This window comes from Nostoc sp. WHI, from assembly GCF_015714725.1.
Lineage (GTDB): Bacteria > Cyanobacteriota > Cyanobacteriia > Cyanobacteriales > Nostocaceae > Nostoc.
This window is the reverse complement of the sequence record NZ_WBKM01000285.1, coordinates 1-25,842: the sequence shown is the minus strand read 5'-3', so window position 1 is coordinate 25,842 and position 25,842 is coordinate 1. Positions and strand designations below refer to the sequence as shown.

Here is a 25,842-nt window from a genome sequence, read left to right as displayed (position 1 = left end):
GAAGAAATCATGATTTTTTTGAGTGATAACAAAGCTGAGATTGAGTCTGGGCAACTAGTTGTCTTTTTTATAGATGAGTGTCACTTATTTAAAGTTGTTTCTCTAAAAATCTTTAATCAAACTTCGATATACTACAAAATTTTTCTTATAAGTTGCTTTTTGAATTTGCTTTGTTCGCATTTTCCAGTCTATAGACTCTTCCGATAATTCCCCTAAATTACGGAGTAATTTAGCTATAACCAGTTGAGTAGTTGTAGCTAATTGCTGGATATTCAATGACTTAGCTAGGCTAGGGTTAAATAATTCTTCGTTTGGGTAACCAAGATTAGCTCGCATTTGTCATGCTATTGCTTCTACCCAGTGTCATTACCATAAAATACTTGACTAAGCTTAGTGCTAAAATATAGCCTCAAACTACCCTGATCACTGCCTATCGGAACATGGGATAATTTACCGTAACTCTTACTAATACGTTCTTTGGCGTAGATACCAGTAAAAATCTAGTAAAAAAAAGCAAATTAATTAACTTATGGTTACTAGGGCATATAATAATTCACATTTCGATGAAAGCACTAACAGGGTTGTTGTAATGGTCGAGCCATACAGCCAAAAAGAGCAAATACAGCAAGTTGTTTACCGGATTTTAGATGCCAATTTAGATCGCGCTCGTGAGGGCTTGCGAATTATCGAGGAATGGTGTCGCTTTGGGTTGAATAATGCCCAGTTAGCTCTTGAATGCAAGCACCTACGACAAGAGGTAGCCAAGTGGCATACCTCTGAATTGCGGGCAGCGCGAGATACACCAGGCGATCCTGGGACTGAGTTAACCCATCCTCAGGAAGAACAGCGAGCTAGCATCAAGTCGGTGTTGCAAGCTAACTTTTGCCGCATAGAAGAAGCATTGCGGGTGCTGGAAGAATATGGCAAGCTTTACCACCCAACGATGGCTAAAGCTTGTAAGCAGATGCGCTATCAGGTTTATACCCTGGAAAGTAGTTTAATGGGTCATCAGCGCCATCAATTGTTGTGGCGATCGCGTCTGTATCTTGTTACTTCCCCTAGTGAAAATTTGTTGAACACTGTGGAAGCTGCACTCAAAGGTGGATTAACGCTCCTACAATACCGCGACAAAACCACCGATGATTCTTTGCGTCTGGAACAAGCTAGAAAACTCCGGCAATTATGCCACATCTACGGTGCTTTGTTCATCGTTAACGATCGCGTGGATCTGGCTTTAGCTGTCGATGCAGATGGAGTGCATCTGGGACAACAAGATATACCCATTGCCATTGCTCGGCAATTACTCGGTTCCCAGCGTTTGATTGGTCTTTCCACCACAAATCAAGAAGAAATGCAAGCAGCAATTGCTGAAGGTGTAGATTACATTGGCGTGGGGCCAATTTATGAAACTCCCACGAAAGTAGGTAAGGCAGCCACAGGGCTAGAATATGTCAGCTATGCTGCCAAAAATTGCTCAATTCCCTGGTTTGCCATTGGGGGAATAGATGCAAATAATGTCAATGATGTGATCGATGCCGGAGCCGAACGTGTGGCGGTAGTGCGATCGCTCATCCAAGCCGAACAGCCAACCCTGGTGACGCAATATTTGCTCTCCCAGCTTAATCGCATCAAACCAGAAACTTTTTAACAATTTAAAATTGGCGATGATTCAGGTTTTAGCAGAGTTCTCGAAACGCAATGCATCTAACGAGTTTCAACCTAGTATGGATATTTATACAGCTAGCGCTCAACCGTGGGATAACATTAATCTAGATATACCTAAGTTTACCAAGTTGCCATCACCTAAGTGAATGTGAATGAAAATTTGCAAAGTTACCCAAAATGATTTTCAAGAGTGGCTAAACTTAGCACTGGAGCTATGGCCGCATTGCTCTTCTGCCGAAATGGAAGTTATTCTCACCAATATTCTGCATTCTGATCGAGAACAAGGCATTCTGGTTAGGGATGATCATGGCTGTGCGATCGCGTTTATGAATCTATCGCTACGTTCTGATTATGTTCCAGACGCAACTAAAAGCCCTGTAGCCTACGTAGAAGGAATCTATGTCAAAGCTGAATGCCGCAATCAAGATGTTGGCAGAACGCTAATTCAGTATGCCGAGCAGTGGGCATGTGAGCAGGGATGTATCGAACTTGCTTTGGATTCCCTCCTTGATAATTCTGCAAGTCATGAGTTTTATACAAAAGTCGGATTTCGAGAAGTGGAACGAGTTGTATTTTTTATTAAGTCTGCTGTTGCTGTCAATCTCACAGCATCTCCAGAAGAGAATCGACCTATTATCGAAGCACGCAGTCTAGAAGAGTAGCAACTTTTGTGATATTCTCCCTCAACTGTTCCCTTTGTCAATACTCTGCCACCTGAATCCTTACTCAGTACAAGTGCCCCATGTCCAATTTCAAACATAGCTTATGTCTAATGAGATTACGGTTCAGGTAAATGGGGAAACCCATAGTTGCTTATCTCAAACTTCTTTACCCGATTTGCTCCAACAGTTGGGTTTTAACCCTCGCTTGGTGGCTGTAGAGTATAACGGCGAAATTTTACATCGCCAGTTTTGGACGCAAACAAAAGTACAGCCAGGCGATCGCTTAGAAGTGGTAACTATTGTTGGTGGTGGTTAGTTCAATAAACTGTTAAATGGATTAAGTCAAGCTAAGTAATTGAGTTAGCAATCCGATTTGATTTTTGAACTTATCTGCGTAGGCAGGCAAAAAGCAAGGGGTGGTCAAATCGGGGAAAATGTCATACTAGTTATAGTATATATTTTGAATAAACTATGGTTCAAGTCATCCAAGCCCATAATATCAGCCTTGCTTATTTAGAAGCAAGATTTGGTCTGCAACAAAGTGAAGGTGAAGATTTTTTTCCAGAATGGTTTGACACTCTACCAGAAATCACAGATATAGAAAAACAATATCTAGACCGAGTTAAAACTAATTTTATGAGATTGGTTAAACACCCACCAATCTTAGAAAATGCAGTCAAAATGGTAGTTGTTTCTCCTTTATTAGACTTGGCCGGATTCTATCGTGAGCCATTTTTTCTCGCTACTGAAGAATCTATAGAAATTTCTGCGGAAGATGAAGGAGAAATTATTAGAGGTAGAATTGATATTTTAGTTATTCAAGAACAATTATGGTTGTTAGTAATTGAATCTAAAAGGTCTAGCTTTTCTCTTTTAGAAGCCATACCTCAAGCACTTGTTTATATGTTGGCTAATCCTAATCAAGACAAACCTACTTTTGGATTAGTAACAAATGGGAGTGATTTTATTTTCCTGAAACTTACTAAACAAAATCAGCTGAAGTATGCTATGTCTGACCAATTTACACTTTTGAAACGCAAAAGCGAACTGTATCAGGTTCTAAGTGTATTAAAAAATTTGAGTCAAAGTTTGAGTTAAAAATTATGTCTATTCGTCCTATCTACCTTGATTGCCACGCGACTACGCCTGTAGATGAACGGGTACTATCAGCAATGCTCCCCTATTTTACAGAACACTTTGGCAACCCATCAAGTATTAGTCATATTTACGGTTGGGAAGCGGAAGCTGCTGTCAAACAAACACGAGAGATATTAGCAACAGCAATCAACGCCACACCAGAAGAAATTGTTTTTACGAGTGGTGCAACAGAAGCGAATAATTTAGCTATTAAAGGTGTTGCTGAAGCTTATTTTAAAAAAGGTCAGCATATTATTACTGTTGCCACTGAACATAGTGCAGTTATTGATCCTTGTAATTATTTAAAAAGTCTCGGTTTTGATATTACTATTCTTCCTGTCCAAAAAGATGGATTGATTGATTTAACTGAGTTAAAAAAAGCTTTCCGTCCTGAGACAATTTTGGTATCGGTGATGGCTGCAAATAACGAAATTGGTGTGTTACAGCCTTTGGCAGAAATTGGGGAAATGTGCCACGATCGCCTACACTCCGCCGGAAGCGATCGCAATATCATTTTCCATACCGACGCAGCCCAAGCTATTGGTAAAATTCCCTTGGATGTGCAAGCAATGAAAATTGATTTGATGTCGCTAACTGCACACAAAGTATATGGCCCAAAAGGCATTGGGGCGCTATACGTCCGTCGGCGGAACCCCAGAGTCCAACTGGCTCCCCAGCAGCACGGCGGCGGACATGAACGGGGAATGCGTTCTGGTACATTATATACACCGCAAATTGCCGGCTTTGGGAAAGCTGTAGAAATCGCTTTGGCAGAACAAGCGACAGAAACCCAACGCCTCACTCAATTAAGGCAAAGATTGTGGGAACAGCTTTCTCAAATAGAAGGAATTCATTTCAACGGACATCCTCAAGAGCGGCTAGCAGGAAACTTGAATGTCAGTGTTGAGGGAGTGGATGGAGCCGCACTTTTGCTAGGATTGCAGCCAGTGATGGCCGTGTCTTCTGGTTCTGCTTGCTCGTCGGCAACTACTGCACCCTCCCATGTTCTCACAGCATTGGGACATTCAGAACAGCTAGCTTACGCTTCAATCCGGTTTGGTATTGGCAGATTCAATACTCTAGAGGAAATTGATCAGGTAGCGAAACATGCGATCGCTACCATTCAAAGTTTACGTAATCCCATGAAAGATTTTATGGATTCTCGCCAAGGAAAGCGCCAATCTGATCTAGCTCCTGCTGATTGAGGCGAAATTCACTTGCACCGATGATTCCTTCCACCTGCTTTGGATTGCGTCCGCCAACGATGGCAGCTGTCACCGCCGGATTGTTTAAAGTCCAAGCGATCGCCACCTCACCCGCCGAGCGATCGTGTTGTTGACCAATGTGCTGCAACACTTCGACCAGCTTTAGATTACGAGATAAACGTGGCTCTTGAAATTCACTGCTGTTTTTGCGCCAATCATCATCTGGGAAATTTGCAACCCGCTCAGGTGTCATTGTCCCTGTAAGCAAGCCAGATTGCATAGGTGAATAAACAATCACACCTATGTTATTTTCCTTACAAAAAGGCAGAATTTCGTTTTCGACATTGCGTTTAACCAGTGAATAAGGCGGCTGCAATGAGGTAACTGGTGCAATCTCCTGAACACGTTTCAACTGTTCCACATTGAAGTTTGAAACCCCGATATAGCGAACCTTTCCCTCATCCTTGAGCTTGGCAAGAGTTGTCCAGCCTTCTTCAATTTCTGAGTCAGGGTTAGGCCAGTGGATTTGGTAGAGGTCAATGGTTTCAATATCGAGTCGGCGCAAACTAGCTTCAACCTCCCGCCGCACCGAATCCGCCTTGATACTGCGATTAATTTCGCCCTTTTCATCCCAGATCATTGAGCATTTAGTGAAAATGTAGGGGCGATTAGATTGACCTTTAAGCGCCTTAGCAACAACCTCCTCCGAATGCCCCAGACCATAGATAGCTGCGGTGTCAATCCAATTAATGCCGAGGTCGAGAGCGCGATTGATCGCTGCGATCGATTCCTGGTCATCCTGCGCTCCCCAACCAAAAGCCCACTCAGATCCACCAATTGCCCAAGCTCCAAAACCGATTGGGGTAATATGAAGCTCCGAATTGCCGAGTTGTTTGGTTTGCATATCTACTTTCTCCAATAATTTTTGAGCCAATAGATATACTAGTGCACAACACTTGGCGATAAATTGCGTCTTTCCGATCTAGAATTTTCATCAAAAAACCTTAACCAAACCGTATTGCCCCATTCCCCATTCAATAAGGATTTGAATCAATCCGTCCCCTTTTGACACTTCTGAGATAGTACCCAGAAGTTGGTCTGTTTTTCAGGTTAAAGGTGTCGCCACTGCGAACTTTCCAAATTTTGTAATTGGAAAAGGTCAAAGGCGATCGCGGTTCGCATACTTCCGGCAGATGATTGCCAAGTACAAAGTACGCTGCGCCTCTACCGATAACTTTCACCAGACCGTTTTTATCCACAAGAACCGATGTACTCTCACTAATCGCTATACCTAAAACACAGTTAGATACACCATCTTTAATTTGACGGGCAATAAAAGTCATAATCCGCCCCATTCTTTCCCGCCTGTCGAAGTGCGTATCTACGATAGTTCCCTTCAAATGACTCCAATTGAAAAAGTTGTAAGTAAAAGTAATGTCTCGGTAGGGATCTTCAAGTGCATCTCTAGTTTCGATGCCTTTTTCGGAAGAAGCGCAAGCATCATAGACATAATCACTTTGGATCATTGCACCCGCACTAGTGCCACCAATACCGCCTCCCTTAAGGTAAACTGACTTAACGGCAGTTTCCAACTTAGTATTTTTCCAGTTGCGGATGTATTGACATTGGTCGCCGCCAGCAAAAAAAATTACATCAGCATTTTTGACTTTCTCAACAATCTCAGATTTGTTTGCGTCTTGCTTATTGCTAATAATAAGAGTTTCTACAGAGTTTACGCCCTTCATAGCATAAATTAATCGGTTGTAATCGTGATTACCATTAGTGCGGATAACTACAACATTAACTTTAGTGGCGGAGTCAATACCTCCTCTAACTTGGTTAATTAACCACTGGATAGCATCATCGACGTCGGGGCCACCCCCACCCAAGCTAAGGACTGGGCCCGCTAAGGAAGGACGGACATCAAAGGAGGGGGAGGGGTGGACATCAACAGTGTCGCCCAGGAAGTAGCGTTTCCAACTGGCGATAAAACGGGTTATTAGGAAGGTTCCCATGTTCAACAATTTGATTCCTGCACTCTTCAAGCCCTCTGCTATATTTGGGAATGCCTTTGTCATATCAAAAATGTGCAATTTAGACGCGCATTAGCTTAACTCTCGCACTAGAGAGGGTGAAATTTCCAGCGTACAGGGCTTGTACTGTTTTTTAACGCAAAATAACGCAGAGTAATCATTAACTCTCTGCGTTATTTTGCTAAAATCTGTGCGATCGCATTTATAACGGTTCTCAGTTGGATAAAAAGCCTCCAACAGAGTTCTCTATAAGTTACCCTCTCCTCGCACGAGAGGGGCTGGGGGAGAGGTCAGTTTATATTGCACGAAAGTGCCGCAATATTCGGATTAAAGTTCCTTAATCCGAATGTTGCGAAACTGAACTACTTCGGTATGGCACTGCAAACCAATGAAACCTTCTGAACGCTTCTTTTTACCGTCGCTGGGATCGGCAAATCCCAAGAGTCCGGGGAAAGTTCCTTCACTAACTAATTGACCATTGAGTTTGACCGAAATCTCATTACCTTGGACTCTGATTTCATAGCTATTCCAGTATCCTGGGTTAGCAGAGTTGCGTGGGCTGATTACCTTAGCAGCCCATTTTTGAGCGGGGAAAACTTCGTATACTGCACCCGTTTTGTGTAAGGGACTACCGTAAACGTTATTAGGAAAGTCGTAACCATGCTCATCGATTTGGATTTCGGTGCTGGAATGATAGAAGCTATCATCAAGAGCCTTAGGTTCTGGTGTTCGCAGGAAAATACCAGAGTTAGCTTTGATGTCGAAGGCTTTCCAGTCCAACTTCAGGATAAAATTCTGGAATTTTTTTCGAGTAAACCAGAGAACGCCCAGCGCGACGTTCTGATTACCAACACCTGCACCCAGCACTGGGGAATTCTGATTTTGGACATCGAAGAAGTTTTTGCTACCTGATGCCACAATTTCCCAACCATCAGCCTTGAAGTTACCCCGATAAAGAGTTTCAAAATCTGGTTCGTCATTAATAGTTTGAACTTGGGAATAGCGTTCAATAATCGAGCGAGCAATCTTACGAGATAGGGCTAGTCCTGTGGGTACTGGATTCGCTGAACCAACGGTAGTAAAAATAGACTGAGCTACGCAATAGGCATTAGATACATGGTGGAAACGACCATTCACATCTGTAACTGATGTGGTGAAATCAGTGCCAATCCACAATGTTCCTGATTCGTGATAAGTGGTGCCTATTCCATCTTCCCCTCCGCCAAAGAACTCAATTGGTGCATTGGGGTCTTTCTTCGTGGCAGCGCCTTTTGGTTGATTAGCTAAGGACTCAATGAAGGCAAAAGCTGCTTCCGACTGAGCGTCTCGAACTTGTTTGTCGGCGGGTGTTTCAATCAAGTTTACAAATGCTTTAGGTACGCGCAGTTGCCGTCCATTCTCAAAGTACACATCATCGCCAGTACCACCGAAGGGATTGACGCTGATCCAACTACTCTTAGGATTTCCGATTGGGGTCGTCCGATCCCCAAAGGTTTCACCACAGGTGCGAATGCCAATCACAATCTTGTTCTCAATCGTCCCGGAAGTTTGAGCGGCGAGAATTTTATCAAACTCCTCGATGTTCGGTACTACGCGGTAGAGGAACTCTTCGGGATTATTGGGGGCATTTGCAAAGAATGGGGTGAATACATTCGGGGCAGCATAAAACTGAAAGTGGAACTGTCCCGGACCTTTCGCGGTTTGCGTTGAGCCTGGGATGTGCAGAGCAGCAGTTTGCAACTCTTTTTTCAATTCTGATGGGACACCCAAGGCGGTGCGGGTGATCTTCCAAATGAAGTTACCCCGAACGTGAACCATCAAGTTCCGCCCGATCAATTCAGAGTTCGGCTGCAACGCTTTGGGGCGTGGGAATGAGTTCAAAGCCAGCCGTGTTGAGTTGACGGTATTGCCTGCCAGTACGATCGCAGCGCTGGGTTTGACATCCAAACGCACGACGCGAGCTTGGCTCTTGTTGTTGGGGTCATAAAGATTTTTCAAAGCCACCACGATTTGGGTGACGATACCATTACTGGTTTCTAACTTGATCACCTCGGCGTTGGGGACGAGAAATAGCCGTCGGTTGGCGTCATTTTGACCACTGGCTTCGCGGATGGCATCGAGCAACAAAGGCAAGCTGCTAAACTTGTCCATACTGAACAAACCAGACCCTGGTGATTGACCTGCCACTGCGATCGGGGGATCTTGCACTGTTGTTAGTGAGGGTACTTTGTTCAGCACATTCTTGGCACGGCCTTTGAGAATATCGAACAGCTGTCCGTTGATAAAGTCGGCAACGGGCCAAGTGCCGATTTCACGCTCTACGTATTCATAGCCGTCGGGCTGGCCTTTGAGCCGGAGATATTCCACAACATCGGCGGGCCACTGCTTGAGATCCTCTTCGGTCAGGCGCGGTGTCCAGCCGCCCCAAAACAGTGATTTGCCACCCACACAACGGTGATGGTCATTCAGCCTATTGGCACCGGCATAGTTTGAGGGTTCGCCGATGTTTCTTCCCTGCGAATTTGGCTCAACCAGCGGTTCCAAAACTGAGTTAAATAAGTTACCAACGCGAGTGAGATTTTGGAAATGTTCGCTGATCAGGAATGGCCCAGCTTCCAAGACTAGAATGCGCGGTTGCTGGTTTGGTAAGCCTTTGCCGAATTCAAACAGCTTGCTAGCGGTGTATGCACCATACATACCTGAGCCAATTACTACAGCGTCAAACTGACCACCTGCTTGTGCTGCTAAAATTTCTTCCCAGGTATTGCAAACCAAACGAGCGACTACATCTAATGCGAAAGTCGTTCTTTGCACATCGGGTATTGGCAAGGACTGTCCTGAATCAACGAGTCTATTTAAGGGCATGACAATTTTCCTGAATTATGATTTATTTTCAATAAAATTTGAGTGCAATTTTTCTGTGCGCCCAAGTTCTATTTAACTATTTCATTCATCATTCACTACGCGGCTATTTATTCATAAAATGCCGCCAGAAAGTTAGGACTTCCGCATTGATAAAAAGATAATTGCGTGCATCAGCTATAGCTTCTTTCTCATCTGCTTCTAGCGATATTTCCAGTTGGCTTCATAACTTAAAGAATAGATATAAGTCAGATAGAAAAACATCGTCATAAGCGGAAACTACATTTCCAATTTGGGAAATCGGAGCGAGGGAGAACTTCTTAACCCTACAAGGATTGCTCATGCACACTACTGTCTATTTCTAGAGTGCGTAAATCTTAAAAGTAGCGCTTTCAAGGTTAATCGAATAAAATGAGAGATCGTCTCACCACCTTAAAAGGGCTAGTCCTATAGTGTTACTGATGACGTAATTGAAAAAACGGCATCGTAAGCCAGCTAAATTTACTCTGCTCAAGAAATTAAAGAAGTTATTAGTTATTCACTTTCTCCTGAAGCACTGGCTGCTGTGGATGTATCATAAGTTTTTTCAGTATTTATGCAAGTTCATTGAATATTTATATTTCTTCACTTCATTCCCTGATTCAGTAATGACATCAAGTCCAACTAAATTTAGCTGAACTTGATGTTAGATTTAAAACATTTTAATCTAGTTAATACCACGCGATTTGCGATCGCTCTTGCACAACTCGCTGATAAACTTCTTGAGTTTGCTTGGCTAATTTCGGCCAGCTAAAGCGCCGCTCTAGATCCTCATAAGCGTTATCCACCAGCCATTGCCGATATCCTGGATTTTTCAACACTTGCAAAATTCCCCAAGCTAAAGAATCGGAATTGTTCACCCAAGTAACAATACCTGTTTTGGTGTGTTGCACTACTTCCGGGAAACCACCTGTATCAGAAACTACTACGGGTACACGAGAAGCAAAGCTTTCTAAAGCCACAATTCCAAAGGGTTCGTAAAGACTAGGAAACACAGCACAGTCAGCGACAGTTTGAAATTTATCTAAGTATTTATCAGAGAGAAAACCTGTAAAGTAGCAATGATGCCAAATTCCCAAATTCCAAGCTTGGCGCTTGAGATGGTCAGTATTGCCGCCACCAACGATCACAAACTTAACATTACCTCCCATTTCCCAAAGTATTTTGGGTGCGGCATTAAGTAATACAGGTACACCCTTTTCGTAGGTCATGCGACCGAGGTAGTAGACGATTTTCTCATCATCTGTAGCAAATTGGCGGCGAAAATCCAGAGGATGAAAATTTATGTGATGTTGTTTCTTTTCGGCTCGGATACCGTTATAAATAACATCAATTTTGTCCCAAGGACTGTGCAATGCTCGTTGTACTTCTCGGCGCATATACTGACTGCAAACAATAATCCGCCAAGCGTTGTAAGCCAGCAAGGTTTCTTTGCTATTAATATAGCCTTGGATATCTGTGTGAATACCGTTATGGCGTCCGTATTCCGTAGCGTGGATGGTAGAAATTAGTGGTATTTTAAAATTATGCTTCAGAGCGATCGCAGCATCTCCTACTAACCAGTCATGGGCATGAATTAAATCAAAGGTTCCTTCCTCCAGGATCAACTTACCACCGTGATGTCCCATACTCAGGTTGAGATTGACTACCCAGTGGAAAAAATCGTTACTATGGGCGACTGGCACCCGATGCACGTTTACTCCTTCAACTACCTCATACATCGATGCCTGACCAAACTCCGCCGTGATCAGGTGAACTTCATGCCCTAGTTTTATTAGTTCCGGGTACAATTCTGCTACATGACGCGCAATTCCCCCAACAATCCTTGGCGGAAACTCCCAACTCAGTACCAGTATCTTCATGTGCTAGACTCCCCAAAACTTTACAAATATATCTAAAAAACTATATTTATCTAAAAATACAAGGGTGGTGAATGCAGTGAGTATTTTTACTAAAATTTTTAGATTTTTTAACAGTTATTTTGTTAAAGTTTATCAAAGGTTAACAACTGCGGGCTAGCAATAGGACGCAAAGTACAGCTAATATTATCTCCGTTTCAAGACTTATCCTTAAAAAGGCAGGAGGCATAAGGCGGAGAGAAACACTGCTAAAGCCAGTCTCGAAGCGCCAGAAGCGCTATGCGTCAGCACTCAGCACCAAATAATTTCTTACTAAGGCAATAAAAATTGCTTCTTGAGTACTTAGATACCCAACGATAGGACTCCTGTTTGATTTTTGAACAACTAAGCTGTCTAGAAGCCCGCCATCCAAAGATTTACTTCTCATTATACTATAGCGTTTCCTAGTCTAATGAGGTACAGTAACAACAATGAGTAAACCAGCCTTGGATATCTTTTAAAGACACTTTTAGGACTTACGCAAAACTACACGCTGTAGGGGCAATTCATGAATTGCCCCTACCTGAAAATCAAGGTTTCGGCTATTGTTTGCGTAAGTCCTGACTTTATTAAAAGCCTCTTCAATTGCTTTGGCTAAAGAAGGATAATTTCTGGCACCAATAGAACGTAGTATACTCTTGATTTTTGACCAACAGTTTTCAATGGGTGAAAAATCAGGAGAGTAAGGCGGTAAATAAATAAGACTTGCTCCCGCCGCTTGAATCATTGCTTCAATTTCTTTACCTTTATGAATCGAGCAATTATCAATCGACTTCAACTGCCCCTTTCCATAGCTTGGGAAGTAACTTTTGGGAAACAAATGCCTCAAAGGTAAGTCCATCTGTAGCGCCAAGAAGACTGATTTGAGTAATTACGCCTTTGAAACCAATTGCAGCAATTAAGGAGACGTTTCTTCCTCGTTTGATAGGACGTTCGCCTCGCGCTCTTTTTCCTTTTGGGGCACGCGCAAATAATCGTACTAAAGATAAATTAATACCAGATTCGTCAATGAAGATAAGGTTTTCAGCTAGAATCCCCTGAACTGTTTTCCAAAATCCCACCCTTAATAATTAGACCTCTTGCAAAAGTCCTTCTTTTCGCTTTCTTCTTTGCGCCTTTGCGCCTTTGCGTGAGACAAAAAATTATTTATGCAAGAGGTCTATTGAACTCTTTCAGTCTCTTTTTCGGTGGGGTACAGTGTTTTTTTTTAGTTTTAAGTCTAGAAGACGCAACATTCTATCTAGGGTTGAGCGACCTATCAAAACTCCGGTTTTTTGTTCTAAAAGTATACGCAGTTCATCCAAGGTTGCATCATTATTATCAGAGACAAGAGGTAGCAATATAGCAATCTTAAATAATTAATGAGAAAATACTGTTAAAAATTAAACGTCAATATTGAAACTAAGTATAGTGGGGGAGAGGAATGTAGATGCGATCGCCCTTAAGAGTTGATCGAAAAAAGCCAGTATAAACTGTAAATCAAACGAGCGTTCGCTGTCAAGATGTTGCTTTCTGGATAAAAACATAAAGCGTTTATAAAGAAAATCTAAAGGTAGCCAAAAGCGATCGCCTAAAAATAGGATAATACAGATGAATTAGCAAATCTTTACACATCAAACCGACAACTATGACATCCACACCCAAAATCCTAGCCTTTGCTGGCAGCACCCGTATTGATTCGTACAACAAAAAATTAGTAAAAATCGCGGCAGCTGGCGCTCAGGCAGCAGGTGCAGAAGTGACTTATATAGACCTACGTGATTTGCCCTTACCTCTTTTTGATGAAGATTTGGAAGCTCAAGAAGGACTACCTGCCAACGCCCGGACTTTTAAAGACTTGATGATTGCTCATCAAGGATTGCTGATTGCTTCGCCTGAATATAACAGTTCGCTCACAGCAGTTTTGAAGAATGCCATTGACTGGGCATCTCGTCCAGCAGATCCAAATGAAGCACCGTTGGCTGCTTTTACAGGTAAGGTTGCTACTATTATGAGCGCTTCCCCAGGTGCTCTTGGTGGTCTGCGGGGATTGGTTCATCTGCGGTCTATTCTGGAAAACATCAAAGTTTTGGTACTTCCTGATCAGATAGCTGTACCTAAGGCTTACGAAGCCTTTAATACCGATAGCACGTTAAAAGATGCTAAACAGCAGGAATCTATTCAAAAGTTAGGGTATACCTTAACACAAATATTAGTAAAGCTCAACTAAGTTATTCTTTGTGATGTATTGGTGCGTGGCAATGACTAAGAAGGTACAACTTTTTTATTCTGAGTTGAATGAAATGGAGTGAAGAACGTAAGGCTTTAGGTACATAACGAGATACTTCACTCCATTTCGCTGCGTTTAGAGGATGTTTTAAAAGTCTCGCAAGATATAATTTTGCTGTTCTACACTGGCTTAAGTGCAAGGAAAAATTCAGGTTTTAGCCATGTAATGAGAAGCATCAGTGTGCTAAACATGAGAGCAAAATACAGTTTTAAAACATCCTTTTAATAGGATGATCGCTTTGAGTTAAGTTTAAAATTAAACTAAATTACACAACGACCTCGAAACTTGCAGCAGTTAGAGCGGGGTTAGTAGGTTCTTCAACCAACCTACGCTTTGCCTAAAACACTGAAATAAGAAAGCAAACTGGGATTTGAATAAGTAAAAGCTCATTTGACTTGCGGAAAACACCAAAATGAGAAAGCAAACTGGGGTTTGAATAAGTAAAAGCTCATTTGACTTAAGTCGAATGAGCTTTTACTTGCGGAAAACACTGAAATAAGAAAGCAAACTGGGGTTTGAATAAGTAAAAGCTTATTTGACTTGCGGAAAACACCAAAATGAGAAAGCAAACTGGGGTTTGAATAAGTAAAAGCTCATTTGGAGTAAGTAATTAGATATTTTGAGAAAGAAATTAGGTATTTTGATAAAGCAATTAGGCATTTTGATAAAGTAGTCAGCAAATATACCTGATAATTATAAAATTGTGGCTGCACAAATAAAGTCAGCGCTCAAATATGTCCGTGAGTTCGGCTATGATGCAACGGTTCAGTTAACTTGTTTATTGAGCGGAGATCCCCCCAAACCCCCGATAAATTGGCTTGCTCATATCTCTTTTACCCCTTTAAAAAGGGGGTCGCCACAGGCGGGGGGATCTTATCCGAACGGTATTGGGCTATGGTGTACACACAAGTCAGATCCAAATTATAAATTAATATTCTTGGGCAAAATTGATTTAGGTAACATTCCATGCACACCCTTCTGGGGACTGTTCACAACTTGAGTGATATGAAAATTCACAGCTAAACTACACAATACATAAGCATCTTCTGGCGACAAATTGATGAAGCGTTCCAGAAAATCAATCATGTTTTTTAAAGCCCATTCTAAGGCTTCATCTAAAGTTTGAGCAAAGCCCATTGTGATGATATGAGTTGGAGTTTCGGCGATTGGTGTTGTTAGTTGTAAATCCTTGCGAAGTTTCAGGGTAATTCTACCGTTCATGGAAGTTTCAATGGCGGTAACATTTACTTCGCCGTCTCCCTGTGCAGAATGCCCATCACCAATAGAAAATAACGCACCTGGTACGAAAATTGGCAAAAATAAACGAGAACCTGCTTGTAGTTCGCGGTTGTCGATATTACCGCCGTAAGAGCCTGGTGGGACAGAAGTTCGAGACGTTTCTGAGGTAGCAACACCAAGAATACCAAAAAACGGTTTGAGGGGAATTTTTATGTCAGCACCCGCCGGAAATTCAGCGATATTGTTTACTAAATCAAGAGGAATGAATCTTAAGGCGGGTTGAGGAAACTGATGTGGCAAAGCTCCCCAACCTGTACGAATTGCATTGAAGCCTATAGGTAAACGAGGTGCGATCGCTTCTAATTGTACTTCTAAAACATCCCCTGGTTCTGCATCCTGCACATAAATTGGCCCTGTGAGTAAATGCGGCCCCCCAGCAACTTTGCGTTCTGGTAGAAGATTTTGGCAGATGTCAATAAATTCTGGTGTGAGAAACTCTGGTGGTGCTTTGTCGTAAACGTAGTAACCACTATAAGTTTCTACGTCAACAGTGTCGCCAGAATTAATCGTAAGTGCTGGTTCTAGCAGATGAGAAAAACCACCCAGATGCACGGTTTCTTTTGAGGCTTTTAAAATGTAGTGAGTCATCGCTGTTGTTGCTATAGCTGTTTTAGTTGTGTGCAATACAGAAGCCAGTCGTGGAAACTGGCGTACTGTATGCCCAATCTACTTAGCTATTTTTCCACAACTTGTCGCAAGGCTAATTGCTGTTGTTTGATATAAGGTACGTAATTACTGCTAGAGTTTGATACGCCGTTAGCGACAACTCCAATCAGGTTTAACTTACTCAGCATGGCTGTCGCTTGATTAAGCTGGCTTCGCGTTACAATACCAATGCTTGCTACCATGACCACGCTACGACAAGACGATGCCGTAAGCATAGCATCCACCAAGCCGAGAACCGGCGAAGCATCTATGAGTACCAAATCATAGTTTTCCTCAAATGCTGCCATCAATTGCATCATCCGAGGGGAACTCAATAGATTAGCTGGGTCAGCAGGTTTTGGGCCGGCGGTCAAAATATCGATGTAGGCTGACCCTGAGTATTGAATACTAATCTGGTTGGGTAAAGTTGCATCACTAGCGAGTAGAGTTGAAAGCCCCTGTTCATTAGGAAGATTTAGCTGTTCGTGTACACTGGGATCGCGTAGGTTGGCATCAATCAGCAATACCCTTTTGTGTAAACGAGCAGCACTCATTGCTAGACCCAACGCCAAAGCTGACTTACCCTCATCTGGTAAAGCTGAGGTAATCATCAAAGATTTCAAGTTAGTGACAGTATTTAAAAGTTCAATGTTTTTGTAAATCAGATCCAACGATTCCCAACGCGGTGGAGATTGCAATACCTGAATTGTCCAGGGGGCGAGAACTTCTGGCTTGCCAAAAGGCAACTTGATCATTGATTCTTTGGGTTTGGCTGGTGGTAATTTGGGAGTTGTTCCCAACAACGGCATGGCCATTTGCTTCTCTAATTCAGCAGTGGTGTGAACTGCATCATCAGCCGATTCCCGAATAAAAGCAGCAATGCCTCCTAACATGAACCCAACCACAGCACCTAACAGCAAGTTCTGTTGAAGATTGGGGCCTAATTGTGCGCCTATTTGGGGATCTTCTACAACTTCCCAATTAAATCCACCCTTGGAAAGTTCTTGCCGCAATTGCTGTTCTGCTCTTAAAAGCTGCTCTAATCTTTCACGACTAAATTGCAACTGTGGTAGCATCCGATTGTAATAAGCCAACAGAGGCGGAAAACGTTTGATTTCAAAACGCAGCTCGTTTTCTTTCTGGGCCAAAGTTTGATCGCGAGCAGTTAAAGCAACTATATTGGTCTGGGTTTCTACTAGCTGACCGGCAAGGCTGAGATCAATTTCACCGAGCTGTCCTTTTTCGAGGAGAGAATCTTTGGAAGTGAATGCACCGGCAGATTTTCCGCCTAAAGCTCTTCCTACTTCTTGTTGCAATAATTCCTTCTGGCTTTGAAGTTGTTCTTTGAACTTTTGCACACTCGGAGTTTCATCTGTAAAGCGTAAGCGTTCCTGTGCTAATGCCAGTTCGGTTTTTTGGATTTCGTTCAGTAAGCTTTGATAGCGAGTAGACTGACTTAGACGAGAAGCAACTAAAGCATTTTGGGGAGAACGGTTTAGTTGTTCTTCCAAAGATTTTTGACGTGCTAAGGTTTCCCCATATTGAGCGCGAGTTGTCTGTCGTTCTTGAGCAATATTGTTCAAAGCTGTCTCAATTGCTTTGGCCTGTGACTCTGGATCAATTAAGTTCTGATTTCTCCGAAACCTTTGTAAATTTGTTTCAGCCGCGTTTACTTCTTCACTAGCTTTACTTAACTGTTCTCTGATAATTTGTAAACCTTTTTGTAAACGCGAATTCTGTTGTTGTTTGTTATATTCTACATAAACTTGTCGAATTGCACTCAGAATTTTTTGTGTCTTTTCTGGATCTCCAGCAGTGTATTCAACTTGAAAGATTTTAATAGCGATATTATCTTCTTTGCTCCTTAATTGAGTTAAGACCAAAGAAGCTTTAATTTCAGCTGTACTTATGTCTGGATAATCAGATTGAAGTTTATCAACTGCTTTTTGGATAAGTCCCGAACTTTGCATCAAGTTAAGCTGGGTAGCTGTATCTATCACAACATTAGAATCGGTAAACTGGTTGTCTAAATCAGCACCTTTTGTCTTACCTTGATAGTTAGGTTCTACTAATAGTTGCATCGAACTTTTATAAGTAGGTTTCGTTTTAAAAGTTACCATGCCTGCAATAGCAAGAGAACTAATAAATACTATTAAGAACCAAGGAAATCTCCGCACAAATACGGCAAACAATTGTCCGTAACTTGGTTCATTTTCCGAAGCTGGAGTTATATGAGGATTTAGACTAGTTTGAACCACTTTTATTATCCTTGTCTTTTCTACGAAAGGCTGCGCCAACGAGATTTACACTAAGAGAGACTCCGAAGAATACCTATTTTTTTAACAACCCACCGAAGAGGAGAGAGAAAAATAAATAGGTATTCTTATAGTAGGAAGGGATTAAGAAATCAAATGAATAATTGATGCACACCACAAACTTGGTTAATAATTTGCTCAACTTTACCAAAGAATGCATTCTCTGAAAAGTTTGCTACTGCATGATTACGGATGCGATCGTAATCCCAGGAAATGCCCTTCGCCTCTAGTAATGCAATTTGTAGAGATTCGGGTGTTTGTCTTTTGAAAAAGACTCCTGTTTCACCTGGTATTTGAGTATCTAATACTCCACCTGCTCCATAGGCGATGACTGGTGTGCCACTAGCATTAGCCTCTACTGGAACTAATCCATAGTCTTCCAAAGCAGCGACAATAATAGACTTGGCTTTGGAAAACAAGTCTTTGCGGGTTCTATCACTTACGTGTCCCAAGAACTCAATATTTTGTAATGCTTTGGATTTTAACCTTGCTTGTTCTGGCCCATCACCTGATATTAATAATCGCCATCCCAGCCAATTAAAAGCTTCGACTATTATATCAAGACGCTTATAACTGATCATCCGGGCGGAAGCAAGATAATATTCATCTTTTATATCTGAGAAAACAAATTTACTAGTATCAATGGGATAGTTCACCATCATTGCCTTTTTGCCATAAATATTTTCAATACGGCGGGCAACAACACTAGAATTGGCAATGTATAGGTCAGGTTCCTGTGCATATTTCAGGTCTACCTTTCTCATTACTTGGAATACTTGTTCGATTAAAGGAGCGAAATATCTATAGTCTCCATACTCTCTTAAATAAGTTGCTGTATCCCATAAAAAACGGGTGACATTATGGCAAAAACAAATGTGGTGGGCATTGGGGTTTTTTCGCACTGCTTTGGCGAAGCTGGTGCTACTGCTAATAATTAAATCGTAGTCTTGCAAATCCAAGGAACGAAAAGCAGGAAAATATAGCGGAGCCATCGACCTGAAATATTTTGCTGCATAGGGAATCTTTTGCAAGAAAGTTGTATTAACTATGCGATCGCCTAAATCAATAGTTTTTTGTGGATCGTACAAAGATGTGAAAATATCTGCTTCGGGATAGCGTCTACAAAGCAGTTCAAACACACGCTCTGCCCCACCACGCTGGGTTAAATAATCATGGACTAGAGCAATTTTCATCAATTTAACCTAAAGTTTCGATCAGGTTTGTTTGAACGCTCCCCAGCAATTTACTATCAACAACTTTAGGTTCAGCCGTATAACTTCCTATCCTCTTCACGAAATTATTGCGACAAATATGTTCGTAGGAGTTTCGGAGATCCCCCCAACCCCCCTTAAAAAGGGGGGCTTTTTCTCCTTCCTCTTTACCCCTTTTTTAAGGGGGTCGCCGCAGGCGGGGGGATCTGAATCCGAAGCGATACGCCCCTACAGCTAATTCATTTGTTGCAAATATTTTTGAAACCGATATTACCCAACTGCTACCAAGATTTTTTCTGGGGCGAAATAAGTGTTTTGCTCTGTTCGTAGTTGGTCGCAAAGTCTGCCTTCAGGTAATTCTACATCCGCGTATGTGAGGACTTGATCCTTAGAAATATCTCGTTTTAGGCGACACCCTTCAGCTAAACCGATTGGTAGAAGATTCTGCTGTTGGACGATATCGGAATTTTCACATTGTCCGTAGGTCATGTAGTAGCCGATGCCATCTAATGTTTCTCCTGCTTTCAGGTCGATTTTGGCGGTGGTGACAACATCTACTAGGGGGCCTGCGAGTGGAGACATGACGGCATCACCGAATAGGACAGCACGCGCTACGGACAGGGGAACTTCAAAATGACAGAGGTGATAAGGAGTATAGAAGCTGTAAAGGGGGCCTTCGCCTAATTTGTATAAGTTCAGATAGTGGCGTTGCTTGGGGTCGTCGTGAGTGGCAAATACATATACGCCTGGGCCAGGTTTTGCTCCAACTACATAATCGACAATACCGCCCAGTTCCTTGAGTTGTTCAACATCATATATCTGGGTCATTTCATCGACATGACCATTGAAGTCATATCCCAACATTCCCCGTTTGGCGACTTTCATGCCTGTGGCATTGGCAACGATCGCTTGCTCGAAGGAAATTTTGGTTCCGTCGGCGAAGCTAGTCACCATGTGGGACTTTTGACCCCAACGTTTAGCAAATCCTTCTTGAGTGGTGGGATTGCGATAGGGGTCTTGGAGTCCTTTTATGTTACCGCACAATAAGGGAGTTAAACCAATGCTTTTGACAAAGCGGTAAAGGTTCATTTGTACCCCTGGCTGATCGCCATCACAAGCGCTGAGAATGACACCTGCTTTGTCGGCATACACTTTCAGGATGGGGCCAATAGTGCCGTCGAGTTCGGCATTCATCATGATCACGTGTTTGCAATGAGCGATCGCTTCCATGACGATGTGAGCGCCAAATTCCACTGCACCTGTGACTTCGATTAAGGCATCGATGCCCTCAGCCCGACACAGTAGCTTTGCGTCTTCTGTGACTGCATATTTACCTTTCGCGATCGCATCTTCTAATTCGCTGACAGTTGCAACAACTTGAATATTCTCAATTCCTGCTTGCGAATAAGCTTGTTTTGCTGCCTCAATTTTGCGATTGGAGATAGCAACTAATTCCATTCCTGGCACTGAATTGACAATTTGGTTGGCAATTCCTCGACCCATAAAACCAGCCCCAATCATTCCCACTTTGATGGGATTGCCTGCTGCTGCACGGGTTTGTAAGGCGCGATCGATTATAATCATGAACTAAACTCCTTTTTGGAACTGTTTGTTGTGTTACAAATTCTCGATAATTTTGTACTTAATAATTTGTTACAACTAATTATTAAGTGGATTTTCATTTTTTTACCTCACGCAGAGGAGCCAGTGCGTTGGGCGGCTCCGCCGACTTGAAGCACCTGGCGTCACGCAGAGGCGCAGAGAGAGAGTTGAAATTATCTGGAAGCTGTACCGCCAACAGTCATCATTCTTAACAAAGGCCAATTTAAATCTTTCTCGGAGATTTCAGTTACATCTAGAGGCCAATCAATGTTGAAGAATGGGTCGTCATAGCGTAAACCTCTCTCATATCCTGGCGTGTAAAATTCACCTACTTGATATACGACTTCAGTCTCATCTGTAAGTGCTTGATAGCCGTGAGCAAACATTTCTGGAACATACAAAGCGCGGCGGTTTTCTGGAGTTAGTTCTACACCAATGTGTGATAAAAAAGTGGGAGATTCAGGACGCATATCAATAATTACGTCATAGATAGCGCCTTTAGTACAGCGAATTAATTTCGTTTCTGCGGCTGGCAGAACTTGATAATGCATTCCCCGAATAGTGCCTTTTTTGTAGTTAAAAGACAGGTTACATTGGGCAACTGTTGGCTTTAATCCATGTGCCTCAAATTCTTGAGCGCAGAAAGACCGAGCAAAAAAACCACGGTGGTCTGGTTTTTCTTCTAAGTCAATAATGAATGCGTCTTTGAGCGCGGTTTCGGTAAAAATCATATAATTCCTTTTAGATGAATGTTGAGTAGAGAAAATAACAGTAATGAACGTGGATTTAATAACCTATTAAAGGGTACTAAGTCAGCACTTTAACTGCATCTGATGAACAACGTAACTCTGCTCTGGGATAGGTATCATCCCAGTATTGGGTACAGAGGTCTGGCCGTTCGGGGGGGTTAGCGGTGTAACAAAAGAATAGCGCTAATCGGTCTTCTGTGCGGACTGTGCCATGATGCAAAACATTTTTCGTATCTACAATAATGACTGTACCTGCTGGGCCTGGGCAGGATTTCCAAGCTGATTTAGGGATGACTGATTTTACTTCTTCATCGTCGATACCCATATAGCCCGACTTCCAAAGTTTGTAGTAAAGTCGAAAATAATTCCAACTAAATAAGGAAGTTAAAGAGCGGGGAATGTATTCAAAAGGCCCAGTTTGTTCTTCTACATCATTCAAGTAAATAAAGATTTTGATAATGCGGCGGTCTTCTGAATCGCTATGCCATAGCAGCGTTCCAAACTGATGTTTATTGTTGAAATCTTTGCGTAAATGTACACCATGAAAAGCAATAGGAAGACCAATATAATTTTCGATGATGTTGAGAAGTCTTTTCTCTCTCGCCCAGGTATAAAATTCTGGTAAACCTGTAACTGTGGAAATTTGGGGCAACTTTTCATCTAGATGGTCGTTGTTGGGGTTTTCCATCTGAGACAATTGATGGTAAGCAGCATTGAGCAGTTCGGAGCTAGAGTTTAACCCTAAATCTGCCAGTGTTGTGACGCAAACGCCGTCTTTTTTGAGAGCATTCAGGATGTTGCGATCGCATCCTTCCAATACTGGCAGATTTCTGCTATGCTTCCAACGAGCTACATAGTATTTAAAGTCAGAAAACAGTGTAGCTATTTTGCTTTTAATTGCACTAAACATGACCTTAATACCTGCTAGTTTTGATGTGTATTTATCATAAATTTAGTAGCTTATGGTTTGTAGAGCCGTACTTCTTGAGTAGATATTTCACTTGATTCTGCTAACCCAAACTCTTTAGAAACCATCAGATCAAAAGCACATAAGCTGACTAAAGTCAAAAATGGAACTACTGTCTTGATGGCGGACATAGGCCATCTTCTTAAAGCACCTAAGAAAACTTTCAAGCTGACTTCTTTACGGTTCTGCAAAATCATCCGCCTGCAAAACTGCTTAGAATATCCACTTTTCTCCAACTTTAAAATCACTTCGGGTATGTGTTTGTATTGCATTAACAGTGCAGACTTTGGTTCTTTCTGCCAATAACTCACACCCACAATACATTCTAAATAAGTCTCTTTAGTGACAATTACAATACCATTAGCAGCACAATATCCGGCTAAATATGCTAAAGATATCCAGTTATTCTCAGCATCTGGCCAGCTTTGTAGAGCGCGTTTTATTAAGTCAGTGCGGTAAACTGTAGCACTCAGAAAAATAACTGCGCCGACACTTTTGGAGAAACAATGTTCAAATATGGCTTTACCATCACCATCACCATCTTCACTATCAACATCAAACCAGCGATTACCAACAATTGTTGGTGGATGAACTGGTTCACCAGTAATTTGGTTCCGACCAGAAAAGTTGAGGAACAATAATGATAAATCTTCATGTTGCTTGAGTTTGCTAATCACATAAGTAATGGCTCTATCTTGAATTGGGTCATCATCACCAATTGTCCAAACATATTTGCTATTTGCAGCTTTCAAACAACAGGCAATATTACCCATTACGCCTATATTTTTGTTATTTATGTTTGAAGTAAATGTGACATTGCTAAGAATTATCTGCCACTTTTTAATTATTTCTTGAGTATTATCTGTAGAACAGTTATCAGAAATAAAGATTTCACAGTCAGACTCAAAGCCTTTAATAGCTTTAGCTAACCAAGTAAGTTGTATATCTAAAAGCTGGGCACGATTGAATGTTGGAATGGCGATGGTAAGCAATTTATTCATATTAGGCTCAAATTTGTAGTTAATAAGAATCAGTATTAACATCAGCTTAGTAATCAGCAAGCTGTTTTTTAGTCTGATTTCTTGTACTTTAATCGCAAAAAATTTATGGAAGATAGGCTTTTTAATTACCCTTTAGATATTGTTTATTATTAAAACAATTAGTAATAAGAAGCATTTTTCTGCTTCTATTTAGTAATTACGAGGCGATGAAAAGCTTATCCGGAATAGAACATGGATAAATTTTACTTCAGTAATCGCCACTAAAAACTGTCCATACAACTCGCCAATAAATGCCATTTTTTCCATAATTCTCTCCTTGATATTCCAGGACAAAATTAGAATCTGGTTTTGTATCACAATACCTTTGCCAAAATAAGAGCCAACAAAAATTTGGGCAAAAATGGCAAAATGACCCATACATAAGCGTTTAGCTTATAAGGTAGCTTGGAATATCAAACCCTTGATACTACGGACAATACGTTAAAAAACCTTGTGGGAAACCTTGAAGGAATTTTTAGGACTTATTGTTTTTGCCAAGCCTCAGAGAAAAGGGAGTTCAGATATCAACTCACCCTCGTAAATTGGCAAAGGTATTGGTATCACGGATTTTATCTTTTATAAACAAAGGTTTTGTGCAGAGGTTGACTACTCGACCGATATTTTGCGATCGCCATAAATTTCAACGCACTGATTGCAAATAATTTGATGGATTAAATAAGTCCAAAAAAATGTTTTTGTAGTGCTATTAGTATGTAAATTTTGATTTAATAGGTTCGTAGTTAGCACCTTAGTACTAAAGCACAAACTACGAAAAACTTTTATGTTTGAAGTTTTTATTTACACACTAATAGCTAACTCTAACTACTTTTTATTCCAGAAGAAATCTTTGTCAATTTGCTCGGTACGAATCAGATACTCTAGCTGCTTCAACCGGGTAAATCCTCTAAATAAGAAAGTATCTTCAGCCATATCTATTTGACTGAATAAATCAAATAGCTGCTGGGCACCAAGTCGGGCATTCCAATCACACTTAAATCCGGGTAGGATTGTATTGATTTTCTCGAAGGATACCCGATAGCTGCGGTTATCTGAGCCGTTGTCACCAAAGGACAATTTACAATCTGGGAAAATATCAGCAATAATTTCCGCGATTTCTTTGACGCGATAGTTGTTTGCTGTATCTCCCACGTTGAAGATTTGGTTATGTACAATGTCCCGTGGTGCTTCTAAAGCGCAGACTATTGCCTTGCAAATATCCAGTGCGTGGACTAATGGACGCCAGGGTGTACCATCACTGGTCATTTTGATTTGTTTGCTAGTCCATGCCAATCCTGCCAAGTTGTTTAAAACAATATCAAAGCGCATCCTGGGGGAAGCACCAAAGGCTGTAGCATTCCGCATAAAGGTGGGAGAGAAGTCATCGTCAGCGAGTGGTCTGACATCTCTTTCTACGAGGGTTTTACATTCTGCGTAGGCTGTTTGGGGATTAATTGGGGATTCTTCTGTGACATCATCTGCGGTAGCAACACCGTAGACGCTGCACGAAGACATATATACAAAACGGCGCACACCCATAGCCTTAGCCAGACTAGCTAGGCGAACTGAACCTACATGATTAATTTCGTATGTAATATTAGGTGCTAATTGTCCGGCGGGGTCGTTGGAGAGTTCCGCCATGTGAACTATTGCTTCAACACCTTCCAAGTCATCAGGGGTGATGTTGCGGATATCTTTGTTGAGGGTTTTGGGTGTCACCGCATTAGCGTTGTACAGCCAACCAACTTTATAGAAACCGGTATCTAGACCGATAACTTCATGCCCCCGTTCAATTAATAGAGAAGGTAATAATGAACCTAGATAGCCTTCTGTTCCAGTTACTAATATTTTCATTGTGGTTAATGTCTTTGTATTGATGAGTTAAATTCTTCGTTTGGTAGGGGTACACGAATATTCGCCCTATAGGGTGTTGCATCTAAGAGGGAACCGCTATATTTTTCGTTTGTATGCAAGCAAATAACCTCTCTCCAAACCTCTCTCCTAAGAGGAGAGAGGCTTTGAATCTTACTCCCCTTCCCTTGTAGGGAAGGGGTTGGGGGTTAGGTCATTGGACTCAAACCAGAAGTGCTATATATATCGATACGGCTAACATTCATTACATAGTTTGCCGACTAAATATTATGTCCGCTTGATTACTTATTAAACCCGGAGAACCCCACCCCGCCAAAGCTGTGCTTTGTCTCCCCTCCCCGCCTGCGGGGAGGGGTTGGGGGTGGGGTTGTTTAA

22 protein-coding genes are annotated in these 25,842 nt (G+C 41.8%); 7 read left to right on the top strand and 15 right to left on the bottom strand.

Annotated elements, in window-relative coordinates; genetic code table 11:
• Positions 1-102 precede the first annotated feature (102 nt).
• A complete protein-coding gene (locus F8S12_RS29025; protein WP_196519734.1) occupies positions 103-336 on the bottom strand; it encodes a hypothetical protein in 234 nt (77 codons plus the stop codon).
• A gap of 253 nt (positions 337-589) precedes the next feature.
• Between F8S12_RS29025 and F8S12_RS29020 the strand changes: the two genes are divergently transcribed.
• The 6 genes from F8S12_RS29020 (at position 590) to F8S12_RS28995 (ending at position 4,669) form a co-directional block, all read left to right on the top strand.
• Positions 590-1,648: a thiamine phosphate synthase gene (locus F8S12_RS29020; protein ID WP_230968350.1), complete on the top strand. Its 1,059-nt coding sequence runs from the start codon at positions 590-592 to the stop codon at positions 1,646-1,648.
• A 16-nt stretch (positions 1,649-1,664) separates the two neighbouring features.
• Positions 1,665-1,811 (top strand): hypothetical protein, encoded by a 147-nt coding sequence (locus F8S12_RS29015; RefSeq protein WP_196519732.1) that lies wholly within the window; start codon positions 1,665-1,667, stop codon positions 1,809-1,811.
• Between the two features lie 6 nt (positions 1,812-1,817).
• The gene (gene aac(6') / locus F8S12_RS29010) at positions 1,818-2,327 is read left to right on the top strand and encodes an aminoglycoside 6'-N-acetyltransferase (RefSeq protein WP_196519731.1); all 510 of its coding nucleotides are present in this window, start codon (positions 1,818-1,820) and stop codon (positions 2,325-2,327) included.
• Between the two features lie 103 nt (positions 2,328-2,430).
• On the top strand, positions 2,431-2,643 hold the full coding sequence (gene thiS / locus F8S12_RS29005) for a sulfur carrier protein ThiS (protein ID WP_196519730.1): 213 nt from the start codon (positions 2,431-2,433) through the stop codon (positions 2,641-2,643).
• 155 nt (positions 2,644-2,798) lie between these two features.
• Complete coding sequence (locus tag F8S12_RS29000) at positions 2,799-3,425, top strand: type I restriction endonuclease (protein ID WP_196519729.1); 627 nt, start codon at positions 2,799-2,801, stop codon at positions 3,423-3,425.
• Positions 3,426-3,430: 5 nt separating this feature from the next.
• Positions 3,431-4,669: a cysteine desulfurase family protein gene (locus F8S12_RS28995; protein WP_196519728.1), complete on the top strand. Its 1,239-nt coding sequence runs from the start codon at positions 3,431-3,433 to the stop codon at positions 4,667-4,669.
• On the opposite strand, the gene F8S12_RS28990 is transcribed toward F8S12_RS28995, so the two are convergent.
• The 6 genes from F8S12_RS28990 to F8S12_RS41800 all read right to left on the bottom strand — a co-directional run bounded on the left by F8S12_RS28990 (position 4,617) and on the right by F8S12_RS41800 (position 12,562).
• Positions 4,617-5,573: an aldo/keto reductase gene (locus tag F8S12_RS28990; RefSeq protein ID WP_196519727.1), complete on the bottom strand. Its 957-nt coding sequence runs from the start codon at positions 5,571-5,573 to the stop codon at positions 4,617-4,619. The genes F8S12_RS28995 and F8S12_RS28990 overlap by 53 nt on opposite strands.
• 130 nt (positions 5,574-5,703) lie before the next feature.
• Positions 5,704-6,747, bottom strand: coding sequence for a cyanophycinase (locus F8S12_RS28985; RefSeq protein WP_196519726.1), 1,044 nt, complete (start codon positions 6,745-6,747; stop codon positions 5,704-5,706).
• A 282-nt stretch (positions 6,748-7,029) separates the two neighbouring features.
• Positions 7,030-9,567 (bottom strand): family 16 glycoside hydrolase, encoded by a 2,538-nt coding sequence (locus F8S12_RS28980; RefSeq protein ID WP_196519725.1) that lies wholly within the window; start codon positions 9,565-9,567, stop codon positions 7,030-7,032.
• A 707-nt stretch (positions 9,568-10,274) separates the two neighbouring features.
• Positions 10,275-11,465, bottom strand: a complete 1,191-nt coding sequence (locus F8S12_RS28975; RefSeq protein ID WP_196519724.1) for a glycosyltransferase family 4 protein — start codon at positions 11,463-11,465, stop codon at positions 10,275-10,277.
• Between the two features lie 505 nt (positions 11,466-11,970).
• On the bottom strand, positions 11,971-12,279 hold the full coding sequence (locus tag F8S12_RS41805) for a transposase (RefSeq protein ID WP_196519723.1): 309 nt from the start codon (positions 12,277-12,279) through the stop codon (positions 11,971-11,973).
• A complete protein-coding gene (locus F8S12_RS41800; protein WP_196519722.1) occupies positions 12,266-12,562 on the bottom strand; it encodes a transposase in 297 nt (98 codons plus the stop codon). The genes F8S12_RS41805 and F8S12_RS41800 overlap by 14 nt, the downstream gene beginning before the upstream one ends.
• A 566-nt stretch (positions 12,563-13,128) precedes the next feature.
• Between F8S12_RS41800 and F8S12_RS28960 the strand changes: the two genes are divergently transcribed.
• Entirely contained in the window at positions 13,129-13,710 is a 582-nt protein-coding gene (locus tag F8S12_RS28960) for an NADPH-dependent FMN reductase (protein ID WP_196519721.1), read from the top strand.
• 981 nt (positions 13,711-14,691) lie between these two features.
• Here the strand turns inward: F8S12_RS28960 and F8S12_RS28955 are convergent.
• The 8 genes from F8S12_RS28955 to F8S12_RS28920 form a co-directional block, all read right to left on the bottom strand.
• Positions 14,692-15,657, bottom strand: a complete 966-nt coding sequence (locus F8S12_RS28955; RefSeq protein ID WP_196519720.1) for an acetamidase/formamidase family protein — start codon at positions 15,655-15,657, stop codon at positions 14,692-14,694.
• Between the two features lie 86 nt (positions 15,658-15,743).
• A complete protein-coding gene (locus F8S12_RS28950; RefSeq protein WP_196519719.1) occupies positions 15,744-17,972 on the bottom strand; it encodes a GumC family protein in 2,229 nt (742 codons plus the stop codon).
• Between the two features lie 149 nt (positions 17,973-18,121).
• On the bottom strand, positions 18,122-19,222 hold the full coding sequence (locus tag F8S12_RS28945; protein ID WP_196519718.1) for a glycosyltransferase: 1,101 nt from the start codon (positions 19,220-19,222) through the stop codon (positions 18,122-18,124).
• A gap of 288 nt (positions 19,223-19,510) precedes the next feature.
• Complete coding sequence (locus F8S12_RS28940; RefSeq protein ID WP_196519717.1) at positions 19,511-20,824, bottom strand: NAD(P)H-dependent oxidoreductase; 1,314 nt, start codon at positions 20,822-20,824, stop codon at positions 19,511-19,513.
• 191 nt (positions 20,825-21,015) lie between these two features.
• A complete protein-coding gene (gene rfbC, locus F8S12_RS28935; protein WP_196519716.1) occupies positions 21,016-21,573 on the bottom strand; it encodes a dTDP-4-dehydrorhamnose 3,5-epimerase in 558 nt (185 codons plus the stop codon).
• Positions 21,574-21,649: 76 nt separating this feature from the next.
• On the bottom strand, positions 21,650-22,501 hold the full coding sequence (locus F8S12_RS28930; protein WP_196519715.1) for a phytanoyl-CoA dioxygenase: 852 nt from the start codon (positions 22,499-22,501) through the stop codon (positions 21,650-21,652).
• A 50-nt stretch (positions 22,502-22,551) separates the two neighbouring features.
• Positions 22,552-23,559, bottom strand: a complete 1,008-nt coding sequence (locus tag F8S12_RS28925) for a glycosyltransferase family 2 protein (protein WP_196519714.1) — start codon at positions 23,557-23,559, stop codon at positions 22,552-22,554.
• 861 nt (positions 23,560-24,420) lie between these two features.
• Positions 24,421-25,449, bottom strand: a complete 1,029-nt coding sequence (locus tag F8S12_RS28920) for an NAD-dependent epimerase/dehydratase family protein (protein ID WP_196519713.1) — start codon at positions 25,447-25,449, stop codon at positions 24,421-24,423.
• Between the last annotated feature and the right edge of the window lie 393 nt (positions 25,450-25,842).

Bases quoted from the DNA above. Each gene is read 5' to 3' on its own strand.
- F8S12_RS28945 (WP_196519718.1), bottom strand. From the start codon at position 19,222: ATGAAAATTGCTCTAGTCCATGATTATTTAACCCAGCGTGGTGGGGCA.
- F8S12_RS29020 (WP_230968350.1), top strand. From the start codon at position 590: ATGGTCGAGCCATACAGCCAAAAAGAGCAAATACAGCAAGTTGTTTAC.
- F8S12_RS28960 (WP_196519721.1), top strand. From the start codon at position 13,129: ATGACATCCACACCCAAAATCCTAGCCTTTGCTGGCAGCACCCGTATT.
- F8S12_RS28995 (WP_196519728.1), top strand. From the start codon at position 3,431: ATGTCTATTCGTCCTATCTACCTTGATTGCCACGCGACTACGCCTGTA.
- F8S12_RS28930 (WP_196519715.1), bottom strand. From the start codon at position 22,501: ATGTTTAGTGCAATTAAAAGCAAAATAGCTACACTGTTTTCTGACTTT.
- thiS (WP_196519730.1), top strand. From the start codon at position 2,431: ATGTCTAATGAGATTACGGTTCAGGTAAATGGGGAAACCCATAGTTGC.
- F8S12_RS28920 (WP_196519713.1), bottom strand. From the start codon at position 25,449: ATGAAAATATTAGTAACTGGAACAGAAGGCTATCTAGGTTCATTATTA.
- F8S12_RS28925 (WP_196519714.1), bottom strand. From the start codon at position 23,559: ATGAATAAATTGCTTACCATCGCCATTCCAACATTCAATCGTGCCCAG.
- F8S12_RS29015 (WP_196519732.1), top strand. From the start codon at position 1,665: ATGATTCAGGTTTTAGCAGAGTTCTCGAAACGCAATGCATCTAACGAG.
- F8S12_RS29025 (WP_196519734.1), bottom strand. From the start codon at position 336: ATGCGAGCTAATCTTGGTTACCCAAACGAAGAATTATTTAACCCTAGC.
- F8S12_RS28985 (WP_196519726.1), bottom strand. From the start codon at position 6,747: ATGACAAAGGCATTCCCAAATATAGCAGAGGGCTTGAAGAGTGCAGGA.
- F8S12_RS28955 (WP_196519720.1), bottom strand. From the start codon at position 15,657: ATGACTCACTACATTTTAAAAGCCTCAAAAGAAACCGTGCATCTGGGT.
- F8S12_RS28980 (WP_196519725.1), bottom strand. From the start codon at position 9,567: ATGCCCTTAAATAGACTCGTTGATTCAGGACAGTCCTTGCCAATACCC.
- F8S12_RS28975 (WP_196519724.1), bottom strand. From the start codon at position 11,465: ATGAAGATACTGGTACTGAGTTGGGAGTTTCCGCCAAGGATTGTTGGG.
- F8S12_RS28940 (WP_196519717.1), bottom strand. From the start codon at position 20,824: ATGATTATAATCGATCGCGCCTTACAAACCCGTGCAGCAGCAGGCAAT.
- F8S12_RS29000 (WP_196519729.1), top strand. From the start codon at position 2,799: ATGGTTCAAGTCATCCAAGCCCATAATATCAGCCTTGCTTATTTAGAA.
- F8S12_RS28990 (WP_196519727.1), bottom strand. From the start codon at position 5,573: ATGCAAACCAAACAACTCGGCAATTCGGAGCTTCATATTACCCCAATC.
- rfbC (WP_196519716.1), bottom strand. From the start codon at position 21,573: ATGATTTTTACCGAAACCGCGCTCAAAGACGCATTCATTATTGACTTA.